The organism is Azospirillum oleiclasticum, assembly GCF_013423485.1.
GTDB lineage: Bacteria > Pseudomonadota > Alphaproteobacteria > Azospirillales > Azospirillaceae > Azospirillum > Azospirillum oleiclasticum.
The window spans coordinates 260,056-280,717 of sequence record NZ_JABFFR010000011.1 but is presented as its reverse complement, the minus strand read 5'-3'; the positions used below and the strand labels follow the sequence as shown (position 1 = coordinate 280,717).

General features: G+C 66.3%; 18 protein-coding genes. 5 read left to right on the top strand and 13 right to left on the bottom strand.

Annotated elements, in window-relative coordinates; translation table 11 throughout:
* Window positions 1-32: 32 nt before the first annotated feature.
* From HL658_RS15080 to HL658_RS15060, 6 genes are all read right to left on the bottom strand, one after another.
* Window positions 33-1,544, bottom strand: coding sequence for a M81 family metallopeptidase (locus tag HL658_RS15080; protein ID WP_180282581.1), 1,512 nt, complete (start codon window positions 1,542-1,544; stop codon window positions 33-35).
* Window positions 1,545-1,643: 99 nt separating this feature from the next.
* On the bottom strand, window positions 1,644-1,769 hold the full coding sequence (locus HL658_RS37765) for a hypothetical protein (RefSeq protein ID WP_281378774.1): 126 nt from the start codon (window positions 1,767-1,769) through the stop codon (window positions 1,644-1,646).
* 30 nt (window positions 1,770-1,799) lie between these two features.
* Window positions 1,800-2,879 (bottom strand): aminotransferase-like domain-containing protein, encoded by a 1,080-nt coding sequence (locus HL658_RS15075; protein ID WP_246337610.1) that lies wholly within the window; start codon window positions 2,877-2,879, stop codon window positions 1,800-1,802.
* Window positions 2,880-2,928: 49 nt separating this feature from the next.
* Window positions 2,929-4,509 carry an ABC transporter substrate-binding protein gene (locus HL658_RS15070; protein ID WP_180287640.1) on the bottom strand — a complete coding sequence of 527 codons (1,581 nt, stop codon included), beginning with the start codon at window positions 4,507-4,509 and terminating at the stop codon, window positions 2,929-2,931.
* Window positions 4,510-4,561: 52 nt separating this feature from the next.
* Window positions 4,562-5,089 carry an ureidoglycolate lyase gene (locus HL658_RS15065; protein ID WP_180282903.1) on the bottom strand — a complete coding sequence of 176 codons (528 nt, stop codon included), beginning with the start codon at window positions 5,087-5,089 and terminating at the stop codon, window positions 4,562-4,564.
* 53 nt (window positions 5,090-5,142) lie between these two features.
* Window positions 5,143-6,609 carry a M81 family metallopeptidase gene (locus HL658_RS15060; RefSeq protein WP_246337609.1) on the bottom strand — a complete coding sequence of 489 codons (1,467 nt, stop codon included), beginning with the start codon at window positions 6,607-6,609 and terminating at the stop codon, window positions 5,143-5,145.
* A gap of 212 nt (window positions 6,610-6,821) precedes the next feature.
* Here HL658_RS15060 and HL658_RS15055 point away from each other — a divergent pair, with 212 nt between their 5' ends.
* The 3 genes from HL658_RS15055 to HL658_RS15045 all read left to right on the top strand — a co-directional run bounded on the left by HL658_RS15055 (window position 6,822) and on the right by HL658_RS15045 (window position 10,400).
* Window positions 6,822-7,796, top strand: a complete 975-nt coding sequence (locus tag HL658_RS15055; protein ID WP_180282901.1) for a LysR family transcriptional regulator — start codon at window positions 6,822-6,824, stop codon at window positions 7,794-7,796.
* Window positions 7,797-7,873: 77 nt separating this feature from the next.
* The gene (locus HL658_RS15050; protein WP_180282900.1) at window positions 7,874-8,932 is read left to right on the top strand and encodes a dipeptidase; all 1,059 of its coding nucleotides are present in this window, start codon (window positions 7,874-7,876) and stop codon (window positions 8,930-8,932) included.
* A 97-nt stretch (window positions 8,933-9,029) separates the two neighbouring features.
* On the top strand, window positions 9,030-10,400 hold the full coding sequence (locus HL658_RS15045) for an FAD-dependent oxidoreductase (RefSeq protein WP_180282899.1): 1,371 nt from the start codon (window positions 9,030-9,032) through the stop codon (window positions 10,398-10,400).
* Between the two features lie 44 nt (window positions 10,401-10,444).
* On the opposite strand, the gene HL658_RS15040 is transcribed toward HL658_RS15045, so the two are convergent.
* The 3 genes from HL658_RS15040 to HL658_RS15030 all read right to left on the bottom strand — a co-directional run bounded on the left by HL658_RS15040 (window position 10,445) and on the right by HL658_RS15030 (window position 14,070).
* Window positions 10,445-11,623, bottom strand: a complete 1,179-nt coding sequence (locus HL658_RS15040) for an ABC transporter substrate-binding protein (RefSeq protein WP_246337608.1) — start codon at window positions 11,621-11,623, stop codon at window positions 10,445-10,447.
* 141 nt (window positions 11,624-11,764) lie between these two features.
* On the bottom strand, window positions 11,765-13,330 hold the full coding sequence (locus HL658_RS15035) for an acyl CoA:acetate/3-ketoacid CoA transferase (protein ID WP_180282897.1): 1,566 nt from the start codon (window positions 13,328-13,330) through the stop codon (window positions 11,765-11,767).
* Entirely contained in the window at window positions 13,327-14,070 is a 744-nt protein-coding gene (locus HL658_RS15030) for an enoyl-CoA hydratase/isomerase family protein (protein WP_180282896.1), read from the bottom strand. Before HL658_RS15030 ends, HL658_RS15035 begins: the two co-directional genes overlap by 4 nt.
* A 97-nt stretch (window positions 14,071-14,167) precedes the next feature.
* Here HL658_RS15030 and HL658_RS15025 point away from each other — a divergent pair, with 97 nt between their 5' ends.
* On the top strand, window positions 14,168-14,923 hold the full coding sequence (locus tag HL658_RS15025; RefSeq protein ID WP_211109747.1) for a GntR family transcriptional regulator: 756 nt from the start codon (window positions 14,168-14,170) through the stop codon (window positions 14,921-14,923).
* A gap of 199 nt (window positions 14,924-15,122) precedes the next feature.
* Here the strand turns inward: HL658_RS15025 and HL658_RS15020 are convergent, their stop codons facing one another.
* Both HL658_RS15020 and HL658_RS15015 read right to left on the bottom strand, forming a co-directional pair.
* Window positions 15,123-16,115 carry an alpha/beta hydrolase gene (locus HL658_RS15020; protein WP_180282926.1) on the bottom strand — a complete coding sequence of 331 codons (993 nt, stop codon included), beginning with the start codon at window positions 16,113-16,115 and terminating at the stop codon, window positions 15,123-15,125.
* Window positions 16,116-16,128: 13 nt separating this feature from the next.
* On the bottom strand, window positions 16,129-17,118 hold the full coding sequence (locus HL658_RS15015) for an MBL fold metallo-hydrolase (protein ID WP_211109746.1): 990 nt from the start codon (window positions 17,116-17,118) through the stop codon (window positions 16,129-16,131).
* 20 nt (window positions 17,119-17,138) lie between these two features.
* Here HL658_RS15015 and HL658_RS15010 point away from each other — a divergent pair, with 20 nt between their 5' ends.
* Complete coding sequence (locus tag HL658_RS15010) at window positions 17,139-18,107, top strand: LysR family transcriptional regulator (RefSeq protein ID WP_180282895.1); 969 nt, start codon at window positions 17,139-17,141, stop codon at window positions 18,105-18,107.
* Here the strand turns inward: HL658_RS15010 and HL658_RS15005 are convergent.
* A complete protein-coding gene (locus HL658_RS15005; RefSeq protein ID WP_180282894.1) occupies window positions 18,082-19,494 on the bottom strand; it encodes an FAD-binding oxidoreductase in 1,413 nt (470 codons plus the stop codon). The genes HL658_RS15010 and HL658_RS15005 overlap by 26 nt on opposite strands.
* A gap of 152 nt (window positions 19,495-19,646) precedes the next feature.
* Window positions 19,647-20,651 carry a LysR family transcriptional regulator gene (locus HL658_RS15000; protein ID WP_180282893.1) on the bottom strand — a complete coding sequence of 335 codons (1,005 nt, stop codon included), beginning with the start codon at window positions 20,649-20,651 and terminating at the stop codon, window positions 19,647-19,649.
* Between the last annotated feature and the right edge of the window lie 11 nt (window positions 20,652-20,662).

The window sequence follows — 20,662 nt, the reverse complement described above, 5'->3', positions numbered from 1 at the left end:
TGTGCTTCCCGATATGTTTCCCGGGGCGTAACTCACGTGCCGGCCCCGCCGCCATTCCCAGAGAACGGATCGGCGACCCGCGGCCAGTAATCCGGTTTGCGACGGGTGTAGGGCAGCGCGGCGAAATCGGGTTCCACCGCCCCCGGTGCCGCGACATAGCGCACATCGGCGGCAAGCGGCGCGAAGCCGGTGTAGAAGTGCTGCATCGATTTGACGACGATGATCCGCTTGTCGTCGAGCGAGCAGCCCAGGCTGGTGAAGGCCTCCGGCGCGTGGGTCTGCTGGCGCACCGACGTGAGAATCAGGTCGATCCCCTGCCCCTTGCCCGGCTCGCAGCCGCGCACCCAGGCGCTCGGCCCGTAGCTGGAGCGCCCGCCCCCCAGGGAGCGCTGCGAATGGTCTTCCGACAGCCCCATCACCGTGACCCGCAGGTCCGCCGGAAGGCCGGAGGCAACCCCGGTCTTGCCGCCGACCCGCAGTTCGAACGTCGCCCCGACACCGGCCTCCAGGCAGAAGCCGACCGCCACCGGATCCCAGTAGCAGCCGCTGGCGACCCCGGAAATTCCGCGCGCGATCAGTCGGTGAAGGATCGCGGTGTTGTCGGACGGTGCTCCGGCACCGGCATTGTCGGCCACGTCGGCCAGCACCACCGGCCGGCCGGACCCGGTGGACGTCACGGCAAGCGCGATGTCGATGGCCTCGTCGATGGTGTCGTAGCGCTGGGGGGTGTCGTCGCGCAGCTCCCAGATCCTGCGTGCGAACCTCTGGGCGACCTGTCGGGCCTTTTCCGCATCGCCGTCGGCGACGACCAGCATCTTGGCGCCGACGTCCGGAATGTCGGCCCAGGGGAAACCATGCCCGAAGGAAACCGACAGGATGCCGTCCCGGCCCTCCTGATCGGTCATCTCCCGAACCAGCGACCGCATAGGCTCGAAGGGTGGACGCCACACGCCGATCATCCGGCAATCGTGGATCGCCATGACCGGCCTGATCTCGCCACGCTGTGCCGACCTGCACAGCCGGTAAAGCTGTTGCGCCCGCGCCGGGATGTCGGTGTGCGGATACTCCTTGAAGGCGACGATGACGTCGGCATTCGCCCGCATCCGTTCGGTCAGATGACAGTGCAGGTCGATCTCGACGCCGATAGGCACGTCCGGACCAACGAGGGCGCGGACCTTTTCGAGGACGTCGCCCTCGCAATCGTCGTAGCCGTCGGCGACCATCGCACCATGCAGGAACAGCAGCACGACATCGACCGGCATGGCACGGCGCAGATCGTCGAGGATTTCTTCGCGCAGCCCCTCATAGACGGGCCTTTGCGTGCTGCCGGCAGGGGTCGCGAATGCGCATACACTCTCGGCGACCTCCCAACCATCGGCTTCCGCAAGGCGGCGCCATTCGATCAGTGGCACGTTGCCGAGCCTGGGGGGCTGCCGGCTGCCGTCGCCGCGAAAATACTCGCGGCCATGGAAGGCCGTCCGTCCCGACGGTATGGGTGAGAAGGTGTTGGTTTCTGTGGCAAGGGTTGCCATGAAGAGCTTCATCGCTCGATCCGATCGGCTGATGGCGCGGCCTGGATGCCGCGTCGCGGGGAAAGGGACGGCCCGCTCAGGGCAAGGTGGGCGGACGAGCTCCGCCCCCGATCACGCGTCGAGACGGCGGTTTCCGGCGATCGCCGGCACGCCGGTCTGCTGAAAGCAGATGCGGGCCAGTGTGGCGACGCCGTCGACGATCTGTTGCTCGGTCGGCAGGGCAAAGCACAGCCGCATGAAGGAGCGGGCGGCCTCCGGCTCCACCGCCTAGGACGGGCCGGGGTTGAACACCAGTCCGGCCTGCTCGGCCGGGGCGACCAGCGTACGGACATCGACCTGGTCCGGCAGCTTCAGCCAGAGAAAGATCCCGCCCTTCGGCGGCCGGCATTCGACGGCGGTGCCGAACTCCCGCTCGACGGCGTCGATCATGAGAAGCATCTTGGCGTGAAGCGCCGAACGAAGCCGCTCGATCAGCTCGTCCGGCTGGCGGGTCAGATATTCGGCGACGATCAGTTGGTCCAGCGCTCCGGTGCCCGCGTCGGTCTTGGCCGGAAGAACACGACCCATCACGGACCATGGCGCGATCAGGTAGCCGAGCCGCACGGCGGGAGCGAAGGATTTGGAAAAGGATCCGATGTAGAGCACCCGCTCCGGCGCAAGCGCCTTCAGCGCCGGACCGGGGTTCTGGTCCGGCCAGACCAGGTCGGCGTAGCAGTCGTCTTCCAGGATCGCGAGATCGTGAAGCCGTGCCAGCGCGATCAGGGCCTCCCGACGGTCGGTCGGGAGGATGCCGCCCGTCGGATTCTGCACGGTTGGAATGGTGTAGATGAATTTCGGCTTCACGCCGCCGGACGCCAGCCACTCCACCTGCCTGGCCAGCACCTCCACCATGATGCCGTCGGCGTCCATCGCCATCGGCAGGACCCGCGCCCCCGCCGCCTGGAAGCGCTTCAGGGCGCCCTCATAGCAGTGCTCCTCGGCCAGAACGGTGTCACCCGGCGCGATCATGGTCCGGCAGAGGAAATCGATCGCCTGATTCGATCCGCTGGTGATCAGCACGTCGTCGATCACCGCCGCGACGCCACGGCGCTTCGCAAGCTTGTCCACCACGCACTGGCGCAGGGCCGGTACACCGAGCGGCCCGCGGCCAAGATGGTATTTGGCCAGATCGGCGCCTTCGCGCCTGATGACCGCCGCCGCCGCCTCGGCGATCGCGTCCACGGGCACCTGCTCCGGATCGTTGTGCCCTCCGACGAACGGGTATCGGGGAAGGCCGGCGGGAAACGGTACGGGACCGGCGGCCGTGGGTGCGAGAAGGCGCGTGAAGTCGAACGACGCTTCGGACATGGAGGCTGCATTTCCTGGCTGCGGATTCTGACGGAGGCGGCGGACCGGCTCAGGCGACCCTGATGTTCCAGGCGAGCGGCAAGGGTGCCTTCAGCATGCCGGTCACGGTGCGCCGCCGGGCGGACGGCGTCTGGAACTGTCCCAGCGGAACGAAGGGCACCGCGGCAAAGGCGCGTGCCTCGACCTTCCGGGTGATGGCGTCCTGTTCCGGCCCGGATGCCGCCATCCAGTCGGTGCGGAGCTGCTCCATGACCGGGTCCGTCGGCCATCCCGGCCACCCCTGGCGACCATTGCCGCGCAGGGCAAGATGGGTTGCCGGATCCATGATGTCGGTCACGGCGGTCCCGGTGTGGAAGATCGACCAGCCGCCCTTGTCCACCGGCTCCATGCTGGTGCGCCGTTTGAAGAAGGTGCCGAGGTCCATCGCCTGCAACTCGACATTCACCCCCATCCGCTTCAGCAGGTCTTCGGTCACCAGCGAGGCGGCGTGCAGCCAGGAAAGGTCGGTCGCGGTCAGGATCGCCACCTTCTCGCCGTTGTAGGAGGACTTCAGCAGCGCCTTGGCCTTCTCGAAGTTGGCCGTCATGACCTCCGAGCCGGTGCCGGTGGACATCGTCGTGCCGCAGAAGAAGGCCGACCGGCATTCCTTGTACAGATCGGGCATGCCGACCTGCGCCTGCAGGTAATCGACCTGGTTCACCGCCATCTGGATCGCCCGGCGCATTTCCAAACGGTCGAACGGCGGCTGAAGATGGTTGAAGCGCAGGATCGTCATGTAGCCGAGATCGTCGAACGCCTCCACGATCACGTCCTGATCCTGCTTCAGCAGCGGCAACAGCGTCAGATCCGGCTGGCTGTACCAATCGACCTCACCACGCTGGAGCGCCGCCGTCGCCGTCGCGGCGTCGGGGATGACATGCCACTCCAACCGCTCGATGTGGACGATCTTGCCGCCGGACGTGCAATCGGGCGCTTCGTTGCGTGGGAGGTAGCCGTCGAACTTCGCGTAGACCGCCCGGCTGCCCGGCACCCACTCGTCGGCCAGGAAGCGGAAGGGGCCGGATCCGATCGCTTCCTTGATCGCCACGTTCGGATCGGTCTGGGCGATCCGCTCCGGCATGATGAATGGCGCCGGTCCACCGATCTTGGCCAGCCCCTTGGTCAGCAGGCCGAAGCGCGACTTCAGCCGGAACTCCAGGGTGCGGTCGTCGACGGCACGCAGCTCGTCGGTCAGGTTGAAGATGGTCTGCCCCAGTGGATCGCGGGCACCCCAGCGCCTCAGGCTGGCGACGCAGTCGCGCGCCAGGACCTTCTCGCCGTCATGGAACCTCAACCCGTCGCGCAGCCGGATCGTCCAGGTCAGCCCGTCGGAGGACTGCTCCGCCCCCTCGGCCATCTGCGGCCGGACCTCGAACCGCCTGTCCATCCCGAACAGGGTGTCATAGATCTGATAGCCGTGATTGCGAACGGGCGCGCCGCTGGTCAGCACCGGATCGATGCCTGCCAGATTGGAGGGAGGAATGTACCGCAGCACATTCTTCCGCCCTTGCGCGATCGCCGGAGCGGCAATCGCCGCCGCGCCGGCCACCGTTGCCGATCCTGCCAAGAACGCACGCCGTGAGATCCCCATGACTCCCGCCTCCCGTAGTGAAAGGTTCGCTTTTCGTGGCGCCGCCGGCAGCTCAGGCACGCGGCCGGATCGCGATACCCGTGTTGAGCCTGTGGATGCTGCTGCGGACCGGGTTGGGCGTCGGGTTGTCGAACAACTCGCTCTGGGTCGCCCGATCCGACAGGAACAGGAATTCCGATGGCGCCGAGCCTTCCGGATAGGCGTTCAGGCTGTGCCAAGTCCCCGTCTTGAACATGAAGCCCTGACGATCGATCCGGAATGCACGGAGATCGGAGGGGGTCGGCGGAGCGTCGCTGGGCGGGGCCACGACCACGATGGCCGGAGAACCGCCGATGTGCATGCGCGATTCCGTGACGTGCCAGTGCCGTTCGACGGCATCGACGATGAAGGGCAGAGGCTTGAACGCGATGATCTGGACGATGGTTTCGGAATCGGTGGTCCAACCGAAGCGATGGAGCGCCTTGGTCGGCAGATCGAACGTCGGCCGCTCCCGCACCGCGAGAACCTCTCCGAACGGCGCGAAGGCGTCCGACGTCAGATCCTCGACTTCAAGCGTATGAATGATGGTGTCGGTCATCATGCTGAACCTTTCGTCGCGCCGGCGGCGCACAGGGTGGAAGCCGTGGTCGCTCCTCAGGCCGCCGGGAACAGGCGCATCGCCTGCGGCAGCTTCGTCCAGGGCAGGTCCCTGGGATCGGCCTTCATCGGTCCCGGCGCCTTGGCGATCAGGATCGCCTCGCTGATCGGTCCGAAATCGGCGCGGAAATGCACCGAGCTCTTGTTCACGAGGATTTTCATCGCTTCCGGCTGGATGCCGACCATACGGTAGAGGTTCCGGTCGAACATCTGCGCCTTCGTCGCGCAGACCACGACCCGCACACCGCCGATGCGCAGGCAGGCGGCCCCCTGAAGATCGAGCTCGGTTCCCCGAAGCATCGGCCCTTCGAAGACGCAACGACCGTCGCCGACCGTTTCCACCTCGAAGGTTCCGACGAACGGCTCGTCGCCCGCCGTGCCGGAGCGTCCGCCGAGCGCCAGGGTCACCGTTCCGCCCGGGCCTGCTTCGGCCGCGGCGGCGACCGCGGCCGGATCGTAGAAGACGCCGAGCGCCGCCCCGTCCGCCCGGCAGGCGACAAGGGCCCGCAACATGCCGGTGGTGTCGGCATCGGCCCCAGCACCGGGGTTGTCCTGCGTGTCGGAGATGACCACCGGCCGGGTTGCACCGGCTGAAAGGCGCATCGCCTCCTTCACGGCGGTTTCCGGGTCGAGGAACTCCACCGCCCATTGCGGTTCCGTCTCCAGAATGTGACGGTGGACCGCCTCCACCGCGGCATCGACGGCCTCCTGGGTCCGGCCGTAGCCCCAGACGACCGGGCCGCATTCGGCGAAATCTGACGCGGGAAAGCCCGGCGCGAAGGACAGCGAGAGGACGTCCCCCACCCGCTTCTCCCGCACCAGGGCGTAGGTCGATCGCGCCGGTTCGGCCAGCGTGCATTGAGCGTTGAGCGGGATGAGAAACGGCAGGCGACGGGCGGCACGGTACAGACGCCCGCCGGCATTCCGACAGGCATCGTGCAGGGCCACGGCGCGGCGTCCGGTCTCCGCCATGTCGATGTGCGGATAGGTCTGGTAGCCGACGATCCCGGTCGCCAGTGACAGCATCGCCTCGGTCATGTTCGCATGGAGATCGACCGAACAGAAGATCGGCATCGCCGGCCCGACGACCGCGCGCAGCCGGCGCAGCAGTTCGCCTTCGCCATCGTCATGCCGTTCGGTTACCATCGCCCCATGAAGGTTGAGGTAGATGGCATCGAATGCGTGAGCCTTCGCCGCCGCGACGATCTCGCCGGCAATCCGTTCGTACGCATCGGTCGTGACGTGCGCCGAGGCGCTCGCCCCTGCCCAGATCACCGGGATGATCTCGAACCCGCGCTGTTCCGCAGCCTGGATGAATCCGCCCGTCGCCAGATTGACGTCGCGCAGGCGCAGCATGTCGCTGCCGCGGGCCATGGCCGGGTAGCCTTCCCCGTTCAGGAAATTTCGATAGCCGGCCCTGGTAGGAGCGAATGTATTCGTCTCGTGCTCGAAGCCCGCGACCATTACGCGCATGTTCTCACCAGCTCCGTCAGAAATTGCAAGGTCGTTCCGAAAGATATTCTTCCTGAGAAATCTAGTGCCGGATTACGAGGTGCGGGAAGAGCAGGTGGAGTTCTCCGGCGTTGCCGAAATGAGAACACTCTTTCGTGATTTCGGCATTGGATTCCACCGGCCACGCCAGGTCCGGCCAAGGGGCAAAGCCGCAGGGGTGCTCGATGCGGGAAATCAATCAGCGACGGTTGCGCTATTTCTTCGAGGTGCTGACCCACGGATCGATCCGTGGGGCGGCCAATGTGATCAACACCGCGCCATCGGTCATTGCCCGCCAAATCCGTCTGTTGGAAGAGGAGCTGGGCACCACGCTGTTCGAACGCGGGGCTTCCGGTGTCACCCCCACGGAAGCGGCGCACCATGTCCTGGACTATTGGCGGACCTGCCGGTCGCAGCAGGAGGATCTGGAAGAGCGCATCGCCGAGCTCAACAATCTGCAAAGGGGCAGCTTGCGGCTGGCGATCGGCGAGGGCTTCATCGACGATCTGATGGACCATGCCCTGTTGCCGTTCAGCAGGGCCTATCCGAACATTCAGTTGACGATGAACACCATGACGGCGAACGACGTGGTCGCCGAAGTGACGGAGGACATCGCCCACATCGGCGTCACCTTCAATCCGCCGCGTTCGGTGAAAATCCGCACGGTGATGAAGGCGGTGCTTCCGCTCTACATGCTGGTCGGCCCGGAGCACCCGCTTTCCGCCGATCCGGGACCGATCACGATCCAGCGGGCCCTGGAATACCCGGTGGCGATGATGCCGTCGGCCTTCGGCATCGGCAAGATCATCGAAACCCTCGCCTATGTCGAACAGGTCCCGCTCACGATCGCCTTCTCGACCAATTCAGTCCACAGCCTGGCGCGCTTCGTGCGGAACAACCGGGCGGTGACCTTTCTCGGGGCGCACAACGCGCTGGCCGCCGCCCAGGGCGGCGAGGTCGTCGCCCTGCGGGTCGACCATCCGCTGTTGCTGAAATCGGCGGCGCATCTGATCGTCAAGGTCGGCCGAACCCCGACCAAGGCGACGCAGATGCTGATCCAGCACATCCGTTCCCGAACCCGCATCTTCTCCACGGAGTTCCTGAGCTCGCTCAAACAGTCCGGAGGTGCCCAGAATGCAACGGAAGACGTCGCAGAATAGACTTCGCCGACTGGAAAAAACCCGTCAAAATCCTGATGAGCAGAAATCACTGCCGGACATCAGGAAGAACCCGTGCCATGAGCCCAGCGTCAATTCCAACCTTTGACGGCCATAACGACGTCGCCCTTCGTCTTTACCGCACCGCGACAGCGGATCCGGCCACGGCATTTCTTGGGGGACAGGACGAGGCGCACATCGATCTGCCCAAGGCCCGCGCCGGCAACTTCGCGGGTGGATTCTTCGCCTTGTTCTCGCCCTCCTCGTCCCGCAACAATTACTCCAGCATGGCCGGCGAGCGCTACGACATCCCGTTGCCGCCGATGCTCGACCTGGAAACGGCCCGCACGCCCATCGTGACCATGCTGTCCCTGCTCCTCAGGGTGGAGCGGGCCTCGCAGGGTGCGGTCACCATCTGCCGCGATAGCGATGCGATCCGGTCGGCGATGGCGCGCGGCAGCATCGCCGTGCTGGTCCATCTCGAAGGCGCCGACGCCATCGACGCCGACCTGCACATGCTGGACGTCCTGCATGCGGCCGGGCTCCGCTCGCTGGGACCGGTCTGGAGCCGCGACACGATCTTCGGGCATGGGGTGCCGGCGCGCTTTCCCAGCGGCCCCGACTGCGGTCCGGGACTGACGGCGGCGGGCGAGCGTCTGGTCCGCGCCTGCAATGACATGAAGATCATGATCGATCTCTCGCACATCACCGAACAGGGATTCTGGGATGTGGCGCGCCTGTCGAGGGCACCGCTGGTCGCCACCCATTCGAACGCCCACGCGCTCTGCCCATCATCCCGCAACCTGACCGACCGGCAGCTCGACGCGATCCGCGAGTCCGGCGGGGTGGTGGGGCTGTGTTTCGCCACCTCCTTTCTGCGCGCCGACGGCAACATGAACCCGGATACCGGCATGGGGGTGGTGGTGCGGCACCTCGAGGGGCTGCTCGAACGGCTGGGGGAGGACCGGGTGGCGATCGGGTCGGACTTCGACGGCTGCGTCGTCCCGCGGGACATCGGCACGGCGGCGGGCATGCCGCTGTTCTACGAGGAACTGCGCCGGCGCGGTTACGGCGAGGACCTGCTCAACAAGATCGCCTGGTCGAACTGGCTCGATGTGCTGCAGCGGACGATCGGCTGAAAATCCATCGACGCCCGAACGGTCACAAAGCTATCGACAAAGCCGGCAACCGCCACTACCGTTGATCGGCAACTGACATATCAATAGGTGGATATCGATGCTTCAGGCCGACCTGTTTCCCGGTTGGACGACGGTGTGTCGTCTGGAGGAAGCCCCCGGCCTTCCCATCCTGGCCGATGTCGACGTGCTGGTGGTGGGTGGCGGTGCCGCCGGGGTCGCCGCCGCGACGGTCGCGGCGGAAGCCGGCAAGTCGGTGATGCTTCTGGAACGGTACGGTTTCTGCGGTGGTGCTGCGGTCGCCGGCATGTCGGGCACGATCTGCGGCATGTATCTCGCCAGCGACCGCAATGCCGGACCCGAGCAGGTCGTCTTCGGCTTCACCGAACGGTTCCGCCGCGCCATTCTTGAACGGGGCGGCCTGACCGCGCCGCAAATCTACGGCAAGACCTGGACCGTGACCCACGACCCGCTGATGTGGCGGGAAACGGCGGATGCCTTTCTGGCCGCGGCGGGCGTCCGCGTGCTGTTCCACACCGCGGTGACCGGCGTTCTCATGGATGGCGAGACCTATGCCGGCGTCGTCATCGAATCCAAGGCCGGGCGGTCCACTGTCCGCGCCCGGCGCATCATCGACGCCTCCGGCGATGCGGCGGTCGTGGCCCGCGCCGGGCACCGCCATGTCTTCGGCGACAACGGGAAGATCCAGAATCCGACGATGTTCTTCCGTCTCGGCAACGTCGATATGGATCGCTACCTCGCCTATTACGGGGAGGACACCATTTGCCCGCCGAAACTGACCGAAGCCATCCGGCGGGCGAATGACGGCGGCGCCTACCACCTGCCGCGCAACAAGATCTGGATTTTCCCGACCACCCGGCCGAACGAGCTGATGGTCAACGCGACACGGCTGAGCGGCCGTGACGACCGCATGCTCAACGTCATCGATCCGGCCGACTTCACCGAAGCCGAGATGAGCGGGCGCCTGCAGGTCCGCGAGTATGCCCGCTTCCTGCGCGACACGGTGCCGGGCTGCGAGAACAGCCACGTCGTCGATACCGGTGTCGAAGCCGGGATCCGGCAGACACGCTCCATCGTCGGTGTCGACACCTTGCGCAACAGCGATGTGCTCGCCTGCCGCAAACGCACCGACGGCATCTGCCGCGTGCCCTGGCCGATCGAGCTCCACGCGGGCGACAAGCCCAAGCTGCACTGGCTGCTCGACGACTGGTACGAGGTCCCCTATCTGGCCCTGGTGCCGGAAACGGGTGAGAACATCATCGTGGCCGGCCGGTGCCTGAGCGCCGAGCACGAGGCGCTGGCTTCGGCGCGGGTCACCGCCCAATGCTTCGAATATGGCCACGCTGCGGCGGTCGCCGCGGTGATGTCCCTCGATGACGGTCTGCGGTTCCGCGATGTTCCCGGGGCCGGGGTCCGCGAGCTGATGGCCCGCAACGGCAGCGCCTTCTGATGGAAGCGGGAGCGGAGGCCCTGCGGCTTCCGCTCCGTCCTCGCTTATTTCCTGATCAGGGGGCACTGGCTTTCGGAGAGCGGACGGACGACCTCGCTCGCGGGGATCCGGCGGACCAGCTTGTAATAGTCCCATGGCGCTTTGGATTCGGCGGGCGATTTGACCTGGAACAGGTACATGTCGCGCGCCAGCTTGCCGTCCTCGCGCAGCACGGCATTGTCCGTCATCATGTCCTTGACGGGAATCTTGCGCATCCGCTCGGCGACCGTCATCGCATCGGTGGTGCCGGCCGCCGACACCGCCTTCAAATAATGCATGACCGCGCTGTAGACGCCGGCCTGCACCATCGTCGGCATCCGGTTGTGCCGCTCGAAGAACCGCTTCGACCAAGCGCGGGTCCCGTCGTTCAGATCCCAGTAGAACGACGCCGTCAGCAACAGGCCGCGTGCCGTGTTCAGCCCCAGCGAATGCACGTCGGTGAGGTAGACGACGAGCCCGGCCAGCGTCTGTTGTCCATCGATCAGGCCGAATTCCCCGGCCTGCTTGATCGAGGTGATGGTGTCGCCTCCGGCATTGGCCAGCCCGATGTATTTGGCGCCGGACCCTTGGGCCTTCAGCAGAAACGAGGAATAGTCGTGGGTATCCAGCGGGGCGCGGACCGAGCCGGTCACCTTTCCTCCCCCGGCCGTGACGACCGCCGCGGCGTCCCGTTCCAGCGCGTGACCGAAGGCGTAGTCGGCGGTCACGAAGAACCAGCTGTCCTCCGCCCCCCTGGTCAGGGCACCCGCCGTCCCTTTGGCGAGGCCATAGGTGTCGTAGGTCCAGGCAAAGCTGTTGGGGGAGCATTTGGCGTTGGTCAGGTCGGACGAGGACGCGCCGGAGAAGATGGCGAGCTTGCCCTTGTCCCGGGCGACCGCCTGCACCGCCAGGGCGACGCTGGAATTGGGGATATCGACGATGAGATCCACGCCCTTCTGATCGTACCATTCGCGGGCGATCGCCGAGCCGATATCCGCCTTGTTCTGATGGTCGGCGCTGATGATCTCGATCGTGATTCCGGTGTTCGCGCCCGAGTTTGCGGCGGTGAAATCCTCGACCGCCAGCCGGGCCGCCTCGATGCTTCCTTTGCCGCCCATGTCGGCATAGATGCCGGACTGGTCGTTGAGGACACCGATCCGCACGCCGGCAACCTCGGCCCGGGCCGTGGCGGCGACCATGCCCATGGTCGCCGCCAGGCAATAGAGTGCCTTTCTTCGCATCGTTTCCTACCCCATTCTCTTGGTTGTTGACGGTCGGCAAGCCGCATCCGGCGGCCGGCATGGCCGCCGGTTTCATGGAACGCCGGTCACCGCGGCCGCTTGCGCTCAGCGAAACAGGGCCGTGTCCATCACCGGCAGCGGGTCGAGGATCTGGATGGGCTGATACTCCATCCGCTCCAGCACGTGCCGGCGGACATCGACGCCCGGCGCGATCTCGCTGAGCACCAGCCCGTCGGACGTCACCTGGAACACCGCGCGCTCCGTCACCAGGAGTGCGGTCTGACCCCGGTGGCGAACGCCGTCGAAGACGCGATAGGTCACGCTTTCGGCGTCGCGGACGAATTTCGAGATCCGGCCGTCCTGCCGGATGTCGAGGCGACCGTCGGCGATCGCGATGTCGAGCCCGCCGGTGGTGAAAGTGCCGGTGAAAACCAGACGCCTGGCGTTCTGGGCGATGTCGGTGAACCCGCCGGCGCCGGGGTTGGCCGCCCCGAACCGGCTGACATTGACCGAACCGTGCCGGTCGAATTGCGCGAAGGCCAGGGCGGCGAACTCGCAGAGACCGCCGTCGATCGCGTCGAACTGGTAGATTCCGTCGAGAATGGCATCCGGGTTGATGTTGGCGGAAAACTGCCAGCCGGACATGACGACGCCGCCGTAGGAGCCGTGCTCGGTCGTGAACCAGTAATCCGCGAGTGCGCCATCGTCGAACATCCCCTGCTCCGCCATCACCAGCGGAATGTCGGCGGCGGCGCCGAAACCGAAGATCGACAGCTGGCGCTTGGCGACCTCGCGCGCCGCCCGGGCGGCGATCACCTTGTCCGGGCTCTGGACCGGCTTCGGCAGCGCCGACAGCGGGCATCGGAGACCGCTGAAATAGGCGGGATCGAACGGCGTGTCGGTGGACATCATCATGTCCGGATCCACCACCACGGCATCGACGAACATGCCGGGAATCGTCACGATGGACGCCGGACGCTCCCCCGCTCCCGACACCCGCCGGACCTGGGCGATCACGCGGCCGCCGCTGGCCTTGGCGGCGAGTACGAGGCCGATGTTCGAGGAGACCAGCGCCTCGTCCTCGAAGGACAGGTTGCCGTGCTCGTCGGCCGTCGACGCCCGCAAGATCGCCACATCGATCGGCCAGCTGGGATAGTAGAGATAAGGCTTGCCGTCGAACTCGACCTTCCGGACCAGCTCCTCGGTCGCCCTGGCGGTGAATCGGCCGCCGCCATGCGCCGGATCGATGTAGGTGCCGAGCCCGACCTGGGTCAGATAGCCGGGCCCGCGGCGGGCCACCTCGCGCAGCCAATGCATCGATGCGCCGATCGGCCAGGAATAGGCCTCGATGCGGTTCTCGCGGATCAGGCGCATCAGCTCCGGGCGCCGATTGGTCTTGGGATCGAGCGGATTGATGTAGGATCCGGCGATGATCCGCTTCATCAGCCCTTCCTGGGCGACATGATCCATGCCCTTGATGCCCTGGGCATCACCGGTTCCCACCGGAAAGTAGAAGGTCAGGTTTCGCGGATAGCCGGTCGCGCGGAAGCGGTCGCCGAGAGCCTTGAGCACCTTGTCCGGCGTAACCCATCCGATCACCCCGACCGAGGCGACCGTGGCACCATCGGCGATCCCGCCGACAGCATCCGCGACGTCGACGATCTTGCTCATGGCTTCACCGTGAAGCGGTCGAACGTGGCGCGGGCGGCGGGAGAAAGGCAATCCTCGGCGAACAGGCGCGACGCCTGCATGTCGGCGCGCTCCGCATCCTGGGCGACGAAGGCCTCGAAGAAGCGCTTGGTGGTCGCCACCGCATTGGCGGGAAGTGCCGCGAGCGCCGCCGCCAGTGATCTGGCACGGTCGAGGGCGGCGCCGTCTTCGGTGGCATAGTCGGCGACCCCCAGCCTCAACGCCTCGTCGCCGCCGATCGGCTCGGCTCCCCAGGTGAGCAGGCGCGCCTTGACTCCGCCGACGCGGGCGACCAGGGCCTGCAGCCCCCAGGGCGGCAGCCACCCGTTCCGCACCTCCGGCAGGTGCCATCGGGTTCCTCGTGCGGTGACGACGACGTCGCAGCACACCGCCAGAATGAACCCGCCACCCAACGCATAGCCTTCCACGGCGGCGACGACCGGCTTCGACATGAAGGCGATGTTGCGGGCGATGGCCGCCGTCTCCGCCTCGTGCCCACACATGGCGGCGATCGACTGGCCACCGAGTTCCTTCAGGTCGCTGCCGGCGCAGAAGGCCGGGGGCGCACCGGTCAGGACGACGGCCCCGACCTCGGGATCCTGCTCCGCCGCCTGCAGTGCGGCAGCAAGCCCCGTCATGACCTCCTCACCCAGCGCGTTGCGCCGCTTCGGCCGGTCGAGCGTGATGACGGTGACCCGCCCCGTCGTTTCGATTCCAATCATGGGGATGTCCGTATTGCTGGAAAGGGGGGCACGACGGCCCGGTGATCGAAGCTGGCGATCCAAGGGCGACGTCGATTGATGATCGATTAGTATGCATGTGACATATCAGATGGGCCGCAATAGTGTCAAGCTGGATTGCGGGAGTCGGATTGTCGTGCGGGACCGGGAGACGGGAAGCCTGATGCGGGACGAGATCAAGGTGGATCAGGAGGCGGCATCGATCGCCGAAACGGCGTATCTGCGGATCGAGGACATGATCGTGACGCGGGTGCTGCCTCCGGGGTCGATGATTTCGGAGAACCGGCTGGCGGATGAGCTGGGATGCGGACGCACGCCGATCCGCGAGGCGCTGCAGCGGTTGAAACTCGAAGGCTTCATCGAGATTCATCCGCGCCGCGGCGCTCTGGTGACCCCGGTGGACGTCATGAAGCAGATCGAGCTGCTGGAGGTCCGCCTTCCGTTGGAATTGCTGATGTCCCGGCTGGCGATCCGGCGCGCCACCAAGGCGGAACGGTCGGAAATGCTGCGGCTGGCCGCGGTCATCCGGCAGGCGGCGGCGACGGGAAACCGCCCGCTCTATCTCGCGACGAACCGCGCCATCCACGAAATCCGGACCGCAGCGGCCCACAACAGCATGCTGGCGCAGACCGCGCGGGGCGTTCTGGCGCTCTCGCGGCGCTTCTGGTACGCCTACATCGAGGATACCGACAGCTTCACGGAAGCCGCCGACCTGCACGCCAAGATCCTGACGGCAATCGCGGAATCGTCGGAAGAGCGTGCCGTCGAAGCGACGCAGGGCTTCATCGATTTTCTCGACCGGCTGACACGCCGCGCCTTGTCGCGCGATTTCTAGGCCGGGACGCGGCACTCCGGATCACGACAATCGGCCGAGCGATTTCCGCCCGGCCGCGTGGTCGCGACTCACCGATAGGGGGTCTGGGTCATCATCGGTTCACTCCAGCCGATGGTCCGGACGTACGGCTGAAATCTCATTGATATGTCATTGATATGTCATTGATCCATCAACAGGCTATCAACGACTCGTCACACGCTCAGCCGGCGGGCACGGTGTGCTCGTCCAGGAATTGGATGACGGCGTCGAACGCCTGGCCGCGGTTCTTTTCCATCAGCACCATGTGGGTCGCCCGACCGATCTCCACCAGCCGCTTGTACCGTGCACCGGTGAGACGGGTGAAGAGATCCTGCGCCATGTCGAACCGCACATCGACATCCCATTCGGCGCAGACCAACAGAACGGGATTGGCGATCGCCGACGGGTCGTAGAGCGGATTGCCGGCGGTCCAGTGCTGCCGCACGTCCAGCACGGCACCGGAGGGCGCACGGATCGTCCCAGCCGCGGACGATGCGGCATCGGTGGCCAGCGTCGCCTCCGCCCAGGCGTCGAACCAGCCTTCCGGAATCAGCCCCGCCCTCTCCTGCTCCGGCGCCGCGGCACGCCAGGCGGCTTCGAAGGCCCGTGGGCTGACGATGCGGTAGGCGCCGATCGGCCCTCCGGAATCGAACCGCAAGGGCGTTCCCGACAGCCAGAGGGGAGCGACCAGAACCAGCTTTCCGAACCGCTCCCCGGCTTCGGCAGCCAGCGCGCCGGCAACGGTCGCTCCCCAGGACATGCCGAGCAGGTTCACCCGCCCGACACCGCGTTTCCGCCGGACGAAATCGACGGCAGCGGCAAGATCGCGAACCGCCGTCCTGGCCGGGATCAGCGGCGGATTGTCGTCGGGCGGTTGCGACATCTCGGGCAATCGCGTCGAACCGCCATAGCCACGGACGTCCACGGCCCAGACGTCATAGCCATGGCGGGCCAGAACATCCATGAACGAGGCGCCTGCGACCGCTACGTCGAACAGGCTCGCCGACGGAAAGGTGGCGCCGTGGATCATGACCAGCGTGCGTTCGGCGGAATACTCCACCGGATCGACCGGACGCTTGTTGATCAACTGAAGCTGCACACCGTCCGTATCGCTCGGAATCATGAACCGCTCGCCATGGATCCGGTGGTTCGGCGCATTGTCTGTCTGCAACATGACCGCTCCTTGCTCAGGCGAAATCCCAGGTGAACCAGTCGCCGTCGCGCGTGACGCGGCCGGCGGAGGATTCGGCGAAATGGGTGGTGAAGACCAGGGCCCCGGTTTCCGCCGCATGGTTCAGCGCCCATCGGCGTGACGCCTGGGCAGCCTCGGGAAATTCGCAATAGACCGAGTTCCAATCGGGCCTGACGGCCTGCATCGGGTGGTGCAGCACGTCGCCCCAGAACAGCGCGGACTCGCCCCGGGATGCGAAGCGGATGCAGGCATGATCGATGCTGTGGCCGGGGCTCGGCAGGAAGGAAAAGCCCTCCTCCACCTCCGCACCGTCGACCATGATCGGTCGCGCCAGCCCGGCGTCGACGACGGGGCGCACGCTGTCCTCGTAGACACCCGCCAACGGCGTCTTGACCATGCGGCCCAGCCCGGCTTCCGTTCTGATCGCCGCGTCGGAGCCATCGCCGGCGGACAACGCCGCGAGGTAGGCGTGTTCGCGGGCGGAGAAGACATACCGGGCATTGGGAAAGGTCGGGACCCATCGATCGCCGACCTTGCGCGTGTTCCACCCGACATGATCGACGTGCAGGTGCGTGAACAGGACCACATCGACATCCTCGGGATCGACCTGCACCGCCTTCAACCGGTCGAGAAAGGGTTCGTCGAGCCGGTGCAGGATCGGCATCGCGGGGCGTTCCTTGTCGTTTCCCGTCGCCGTATCGATCAGGATGACCCGGTCCGGCGTGCGAACCAGCCAGCTATGGATGCTCTTGCGGAGCAGGCCCGTCTGCGACTCCACCGATCCCGGTCCGAACCCACGGCCGATCTCACGGGCGATGGCGGTGTCGGCGTCTGGGTAGAGGTGGGTCGGATCGACCCCGTCGAGCGCCAGTTCGGGAATCTTGACGATGACGGCGTCACCGACATGATGCACGGCGGTCTCGGACTGCATGGGAATTCCTATCGGGGAGTTGTCTGGCAGGCAACCTAATGGCACATTGCCCATCAGGCAAATCGATGCGAGTCATGAGCTCAATCAATCATTTCGATCTTCGGTCGTTCGACCTCAACCTTCTCGTCGCGTTCGATGCGTTGATGCAGGAGCGCAGCGTCACGCGCGCCGCCGCGCGTCTGCGGGTCGGCCAGCCCGCGATGAGCCACAGCCTTTCCACCCTGCGCGTGCTGTTCCAGGACGAGCTGTTCGTCCGGGTCGGTACGGCCATGCAGCCGACCGCCCGCGCCCGCGCGTTGGCCGGGCCGATCCGCACCGCCCTTGCGCAGATGCAGACGGCGCTTCATGCCCGCACCCTCTTCGACCCGGCGACCGAGGAGCGGACCCTCCGCCTGGGCTTCTCCAGCGAGGTGGAGCTTCTGCTGATCCCCGAACTGACGGCACACATCCGGCAGTCCGCACCGGGGATCCGGCTTCTCTGCCGACCGGCGGACAAGGACGAGGTTCACCGCATGCTGGACGACGGGACGCTCGACCTTGCCGTCGGCTGTTTCGACGCGGTTGCCCAGCGCCACCGATCGCGGTTCCTGTTCGAGCAGTCCCTGAGTTGCGTCTTCAATACCCGTCACGTCGCGCTGGGCACACCGATCGGCCTGGCGGACTATCTGGCCGCGCCGCACGCCCTGGTGACCTGGACCGACAGCCTGCAGGGCTGCCTTGAAGCCGCCCTGATCGAGATCGGTGCGGATCTCAACATCGTCGTCGCCGGGTCGGAATTCCTCACCGTTCTGGCGACGGTCGCGTGCGCGCCGGTGATCACGACCATCCCGACCCGCATGGCCCGTCTCTATGGTCCCCGCTTCGGTTTGACCGTCTGCCCCGCTCCTCTGACGCTGAGGCTGCCCGCGGTGGCGATGATCTGGTCGCTCCAGCTCGATCAGGATCCGGCATCGGCCTGGTTCCGGGATCAGGTCGCCGGAATCCTGCTGGCGGCGGAAATGGACGTGCGCGACACCCTCATGGCAGCAGGCGGCCGGGGTTGAACAGTCCCGACGGGTCGAGGGCGCGCTTGACCGCCCGCATCATGGCGATCTCCGCCGCCGGCTTGTAGCGCGCCATTTCGGCGACGAGCGTCTGACCGATGCCATGCTCCGCGCTGAAGGTGCCGCCCAGCCCGACCGCCACCTCATTGACCGAACGCCGAACCCGCGCGGCGAAACCCTCGCGGTCGGCGAGACCGCCCCAGTGTTCGAAACTGAGGAACGGAATGAAATGCACATTGCCGTCGCCCAGGTGCGAAACGATCATCACCGGCAAGTCCGGAACGATGGCACGCACCGCGTCGGTCGCCGCGGCGATGAAGGCGGGGACCGCCGACACCGGCACCGCGCAGTCGGTCGTCAGGCCGATGCCCGCCACCCTGTTCGCCTCCGAGGCGCCGTGGCGGTAACCCCACATCGCGTTTCGCTGAGCCTCGCTTGCGGCCACCGCCGCATCGCCGATCAACCCGCACCCGATCGCCTGCTCCAGCACCGCCTGCATGGCGTCGCCCAGCTCATCGGCGGAACAGGTGTCGGACAGTTCCATCAGGACATGCCAGCGCGGTGCGCCATCCAGCGGACAGCGTCGGCCGGGAACATGCCGCGCGACCAGCGCCACCTGGCTGGCGCTCATCAGTTCGAAAGCGGACAGGCGCCCGCTGCAGGCCGCCTGGACCAGTTCAAGCACGGCAAGGGCGGCCTCGGCGCTGTCCAGGCCAAGCCACGCGGTGGCGTGCGCCTTGGGGAGCGGGTGGAGCTTCAGCACGGCGCCGGTTACGATCCCCAGCGTGCCTTCCGAACCGATGAACAGATGTTTGAGGTCGTACCCGGTGTTGTTCTTGCGGAGCGCACGAAGCCCGTCCCAGATCGAACCGTCGGGCAGCACCACCTCGAGGCCGAGCACATTCTCGCGCATATTGCCGTAGCGCAGAACCCCGCTGCCCCCGGCGTTGGTGGCGATGGCGCCGCCGATCTGGCAGGAACCTTCCGCGCCGAGGCTGACCGGAAACAGGCGGTCGTTGTCGACGGCCGCCCGCTGTACCGCCGCCAGCACGCAGCCGGCATCGACGCGGATTGCATTGCTGGCGGGATCGACGGAACGGATGCGCCGCATCCGCTGAAGGTTGACGATGACCGGTGCCGGCCCGTCCGTGCCGGGAACCGCACCGCCGCACAGGCTGGTGTTGCCGCCCTGCGCCAGCACCGGAACCCCGGCCTGCGCGCACAGACGGACGACCGCGGCGACCTGTTCGGTCTTTCGCGGCAGGGCGATGCAGACCGCTTGCCCGCTGTAGCGGCCGCGCCAATCCTGCGTGAAGGCCCGCGTCTCGTCCAACGCGGTGACGACGCCGTCCGCTCCCAGGACCGCCTGCAATCCGGCGATGAACATGCATACCTCCGATTTGGAAATCCGGGAAAGCGACGGCAGCCCGCCGCGTCGAACCGGCGGCACTCTGCCGCGTCGAACCGGCGGCACTCTGCCGCGTCGAACCGGCGGCACCGCGCGATGATGGTGGTCGGCGCCAAGACCGATCCGTCATGTCACGGAGTGACGGTGCGTCCATTGGCCTTGCCGGGAAGCGGCGCCGGCGATGGCTTCTCCGGTCGCGATCTCGGCCCGTCCGATGTCCGGAACCTGGGCGCGAAGATCCCGGTTCTGGTGCTGACATACTCGATCAGCGTGCGCGCGGACTTGATCGGGTTGCGCCCCGCTTTCACGATCAGTTGCGCGTTGGATTTCAGAAGAAGCGGATGCTGGACGCGCAGGGCGACGACCTCGTCCGAATCCGCCAGGGCGGACGCGTTGATCGCCCCGGTGAAGGTCACCGCGTGGTTGTTGAGGACGAACCGCGCCAGGCTGTGGACGGAGTTCGTCATGAAGGCGATGTTGAGCGGCAGTTGTTCGACATAGGCCAGCGTTTCGACGAGCTTGCCGAGGCCCGTTGCCGACGGCATCATGGCCACCGGGTATTCGAACACCTGGGAAAGGGTGACGGGCTCGGTGGACAGCGCCAGCGGATGGCGGGCACCGACCAGCACATGGACCGGGGCATTCGCCTTCAGAACCGTACGGGTCTTGGTCGAGCGCGGCGGGTTGAAGGCGATCCCGATGTGGGCGACGTCCTCCGCCACTTCGGACACCACTTCGGTCGCCGACATGGTGTTCATCGTGAACTGGATCCCCGGATAGGCCTTGCTGAACGGCAACAGCGCTTTCTCCATCAACTCGTCGATGTAGCCTTCACTGATCGCCAGACGCAGACTTCCGCGTTGCAGGTTGTTGATCTCGGAGATCCGTTCCTCGAGATTCTCCTGCTGGGATTTGCAGAAGCGCCAGTACTCGAGGACATATTGCGCAGCTTCGGTCGGCGTGGCGCCGCTGGCTCCCCGCTCGAACAGTGCGGCACCCAGCTCCTCTTCAAGCAGCCGAATCTGGCGCGTTATCACGGACGGGGCGGTGTTGATGGCATCGGCGGCCCGACGGATCGAGCCGTGTGTCAGAACTTCATGAAAATAGCGCAACCGCCGCTGGTTGATCTCCCGCATCGAGGTTTCCA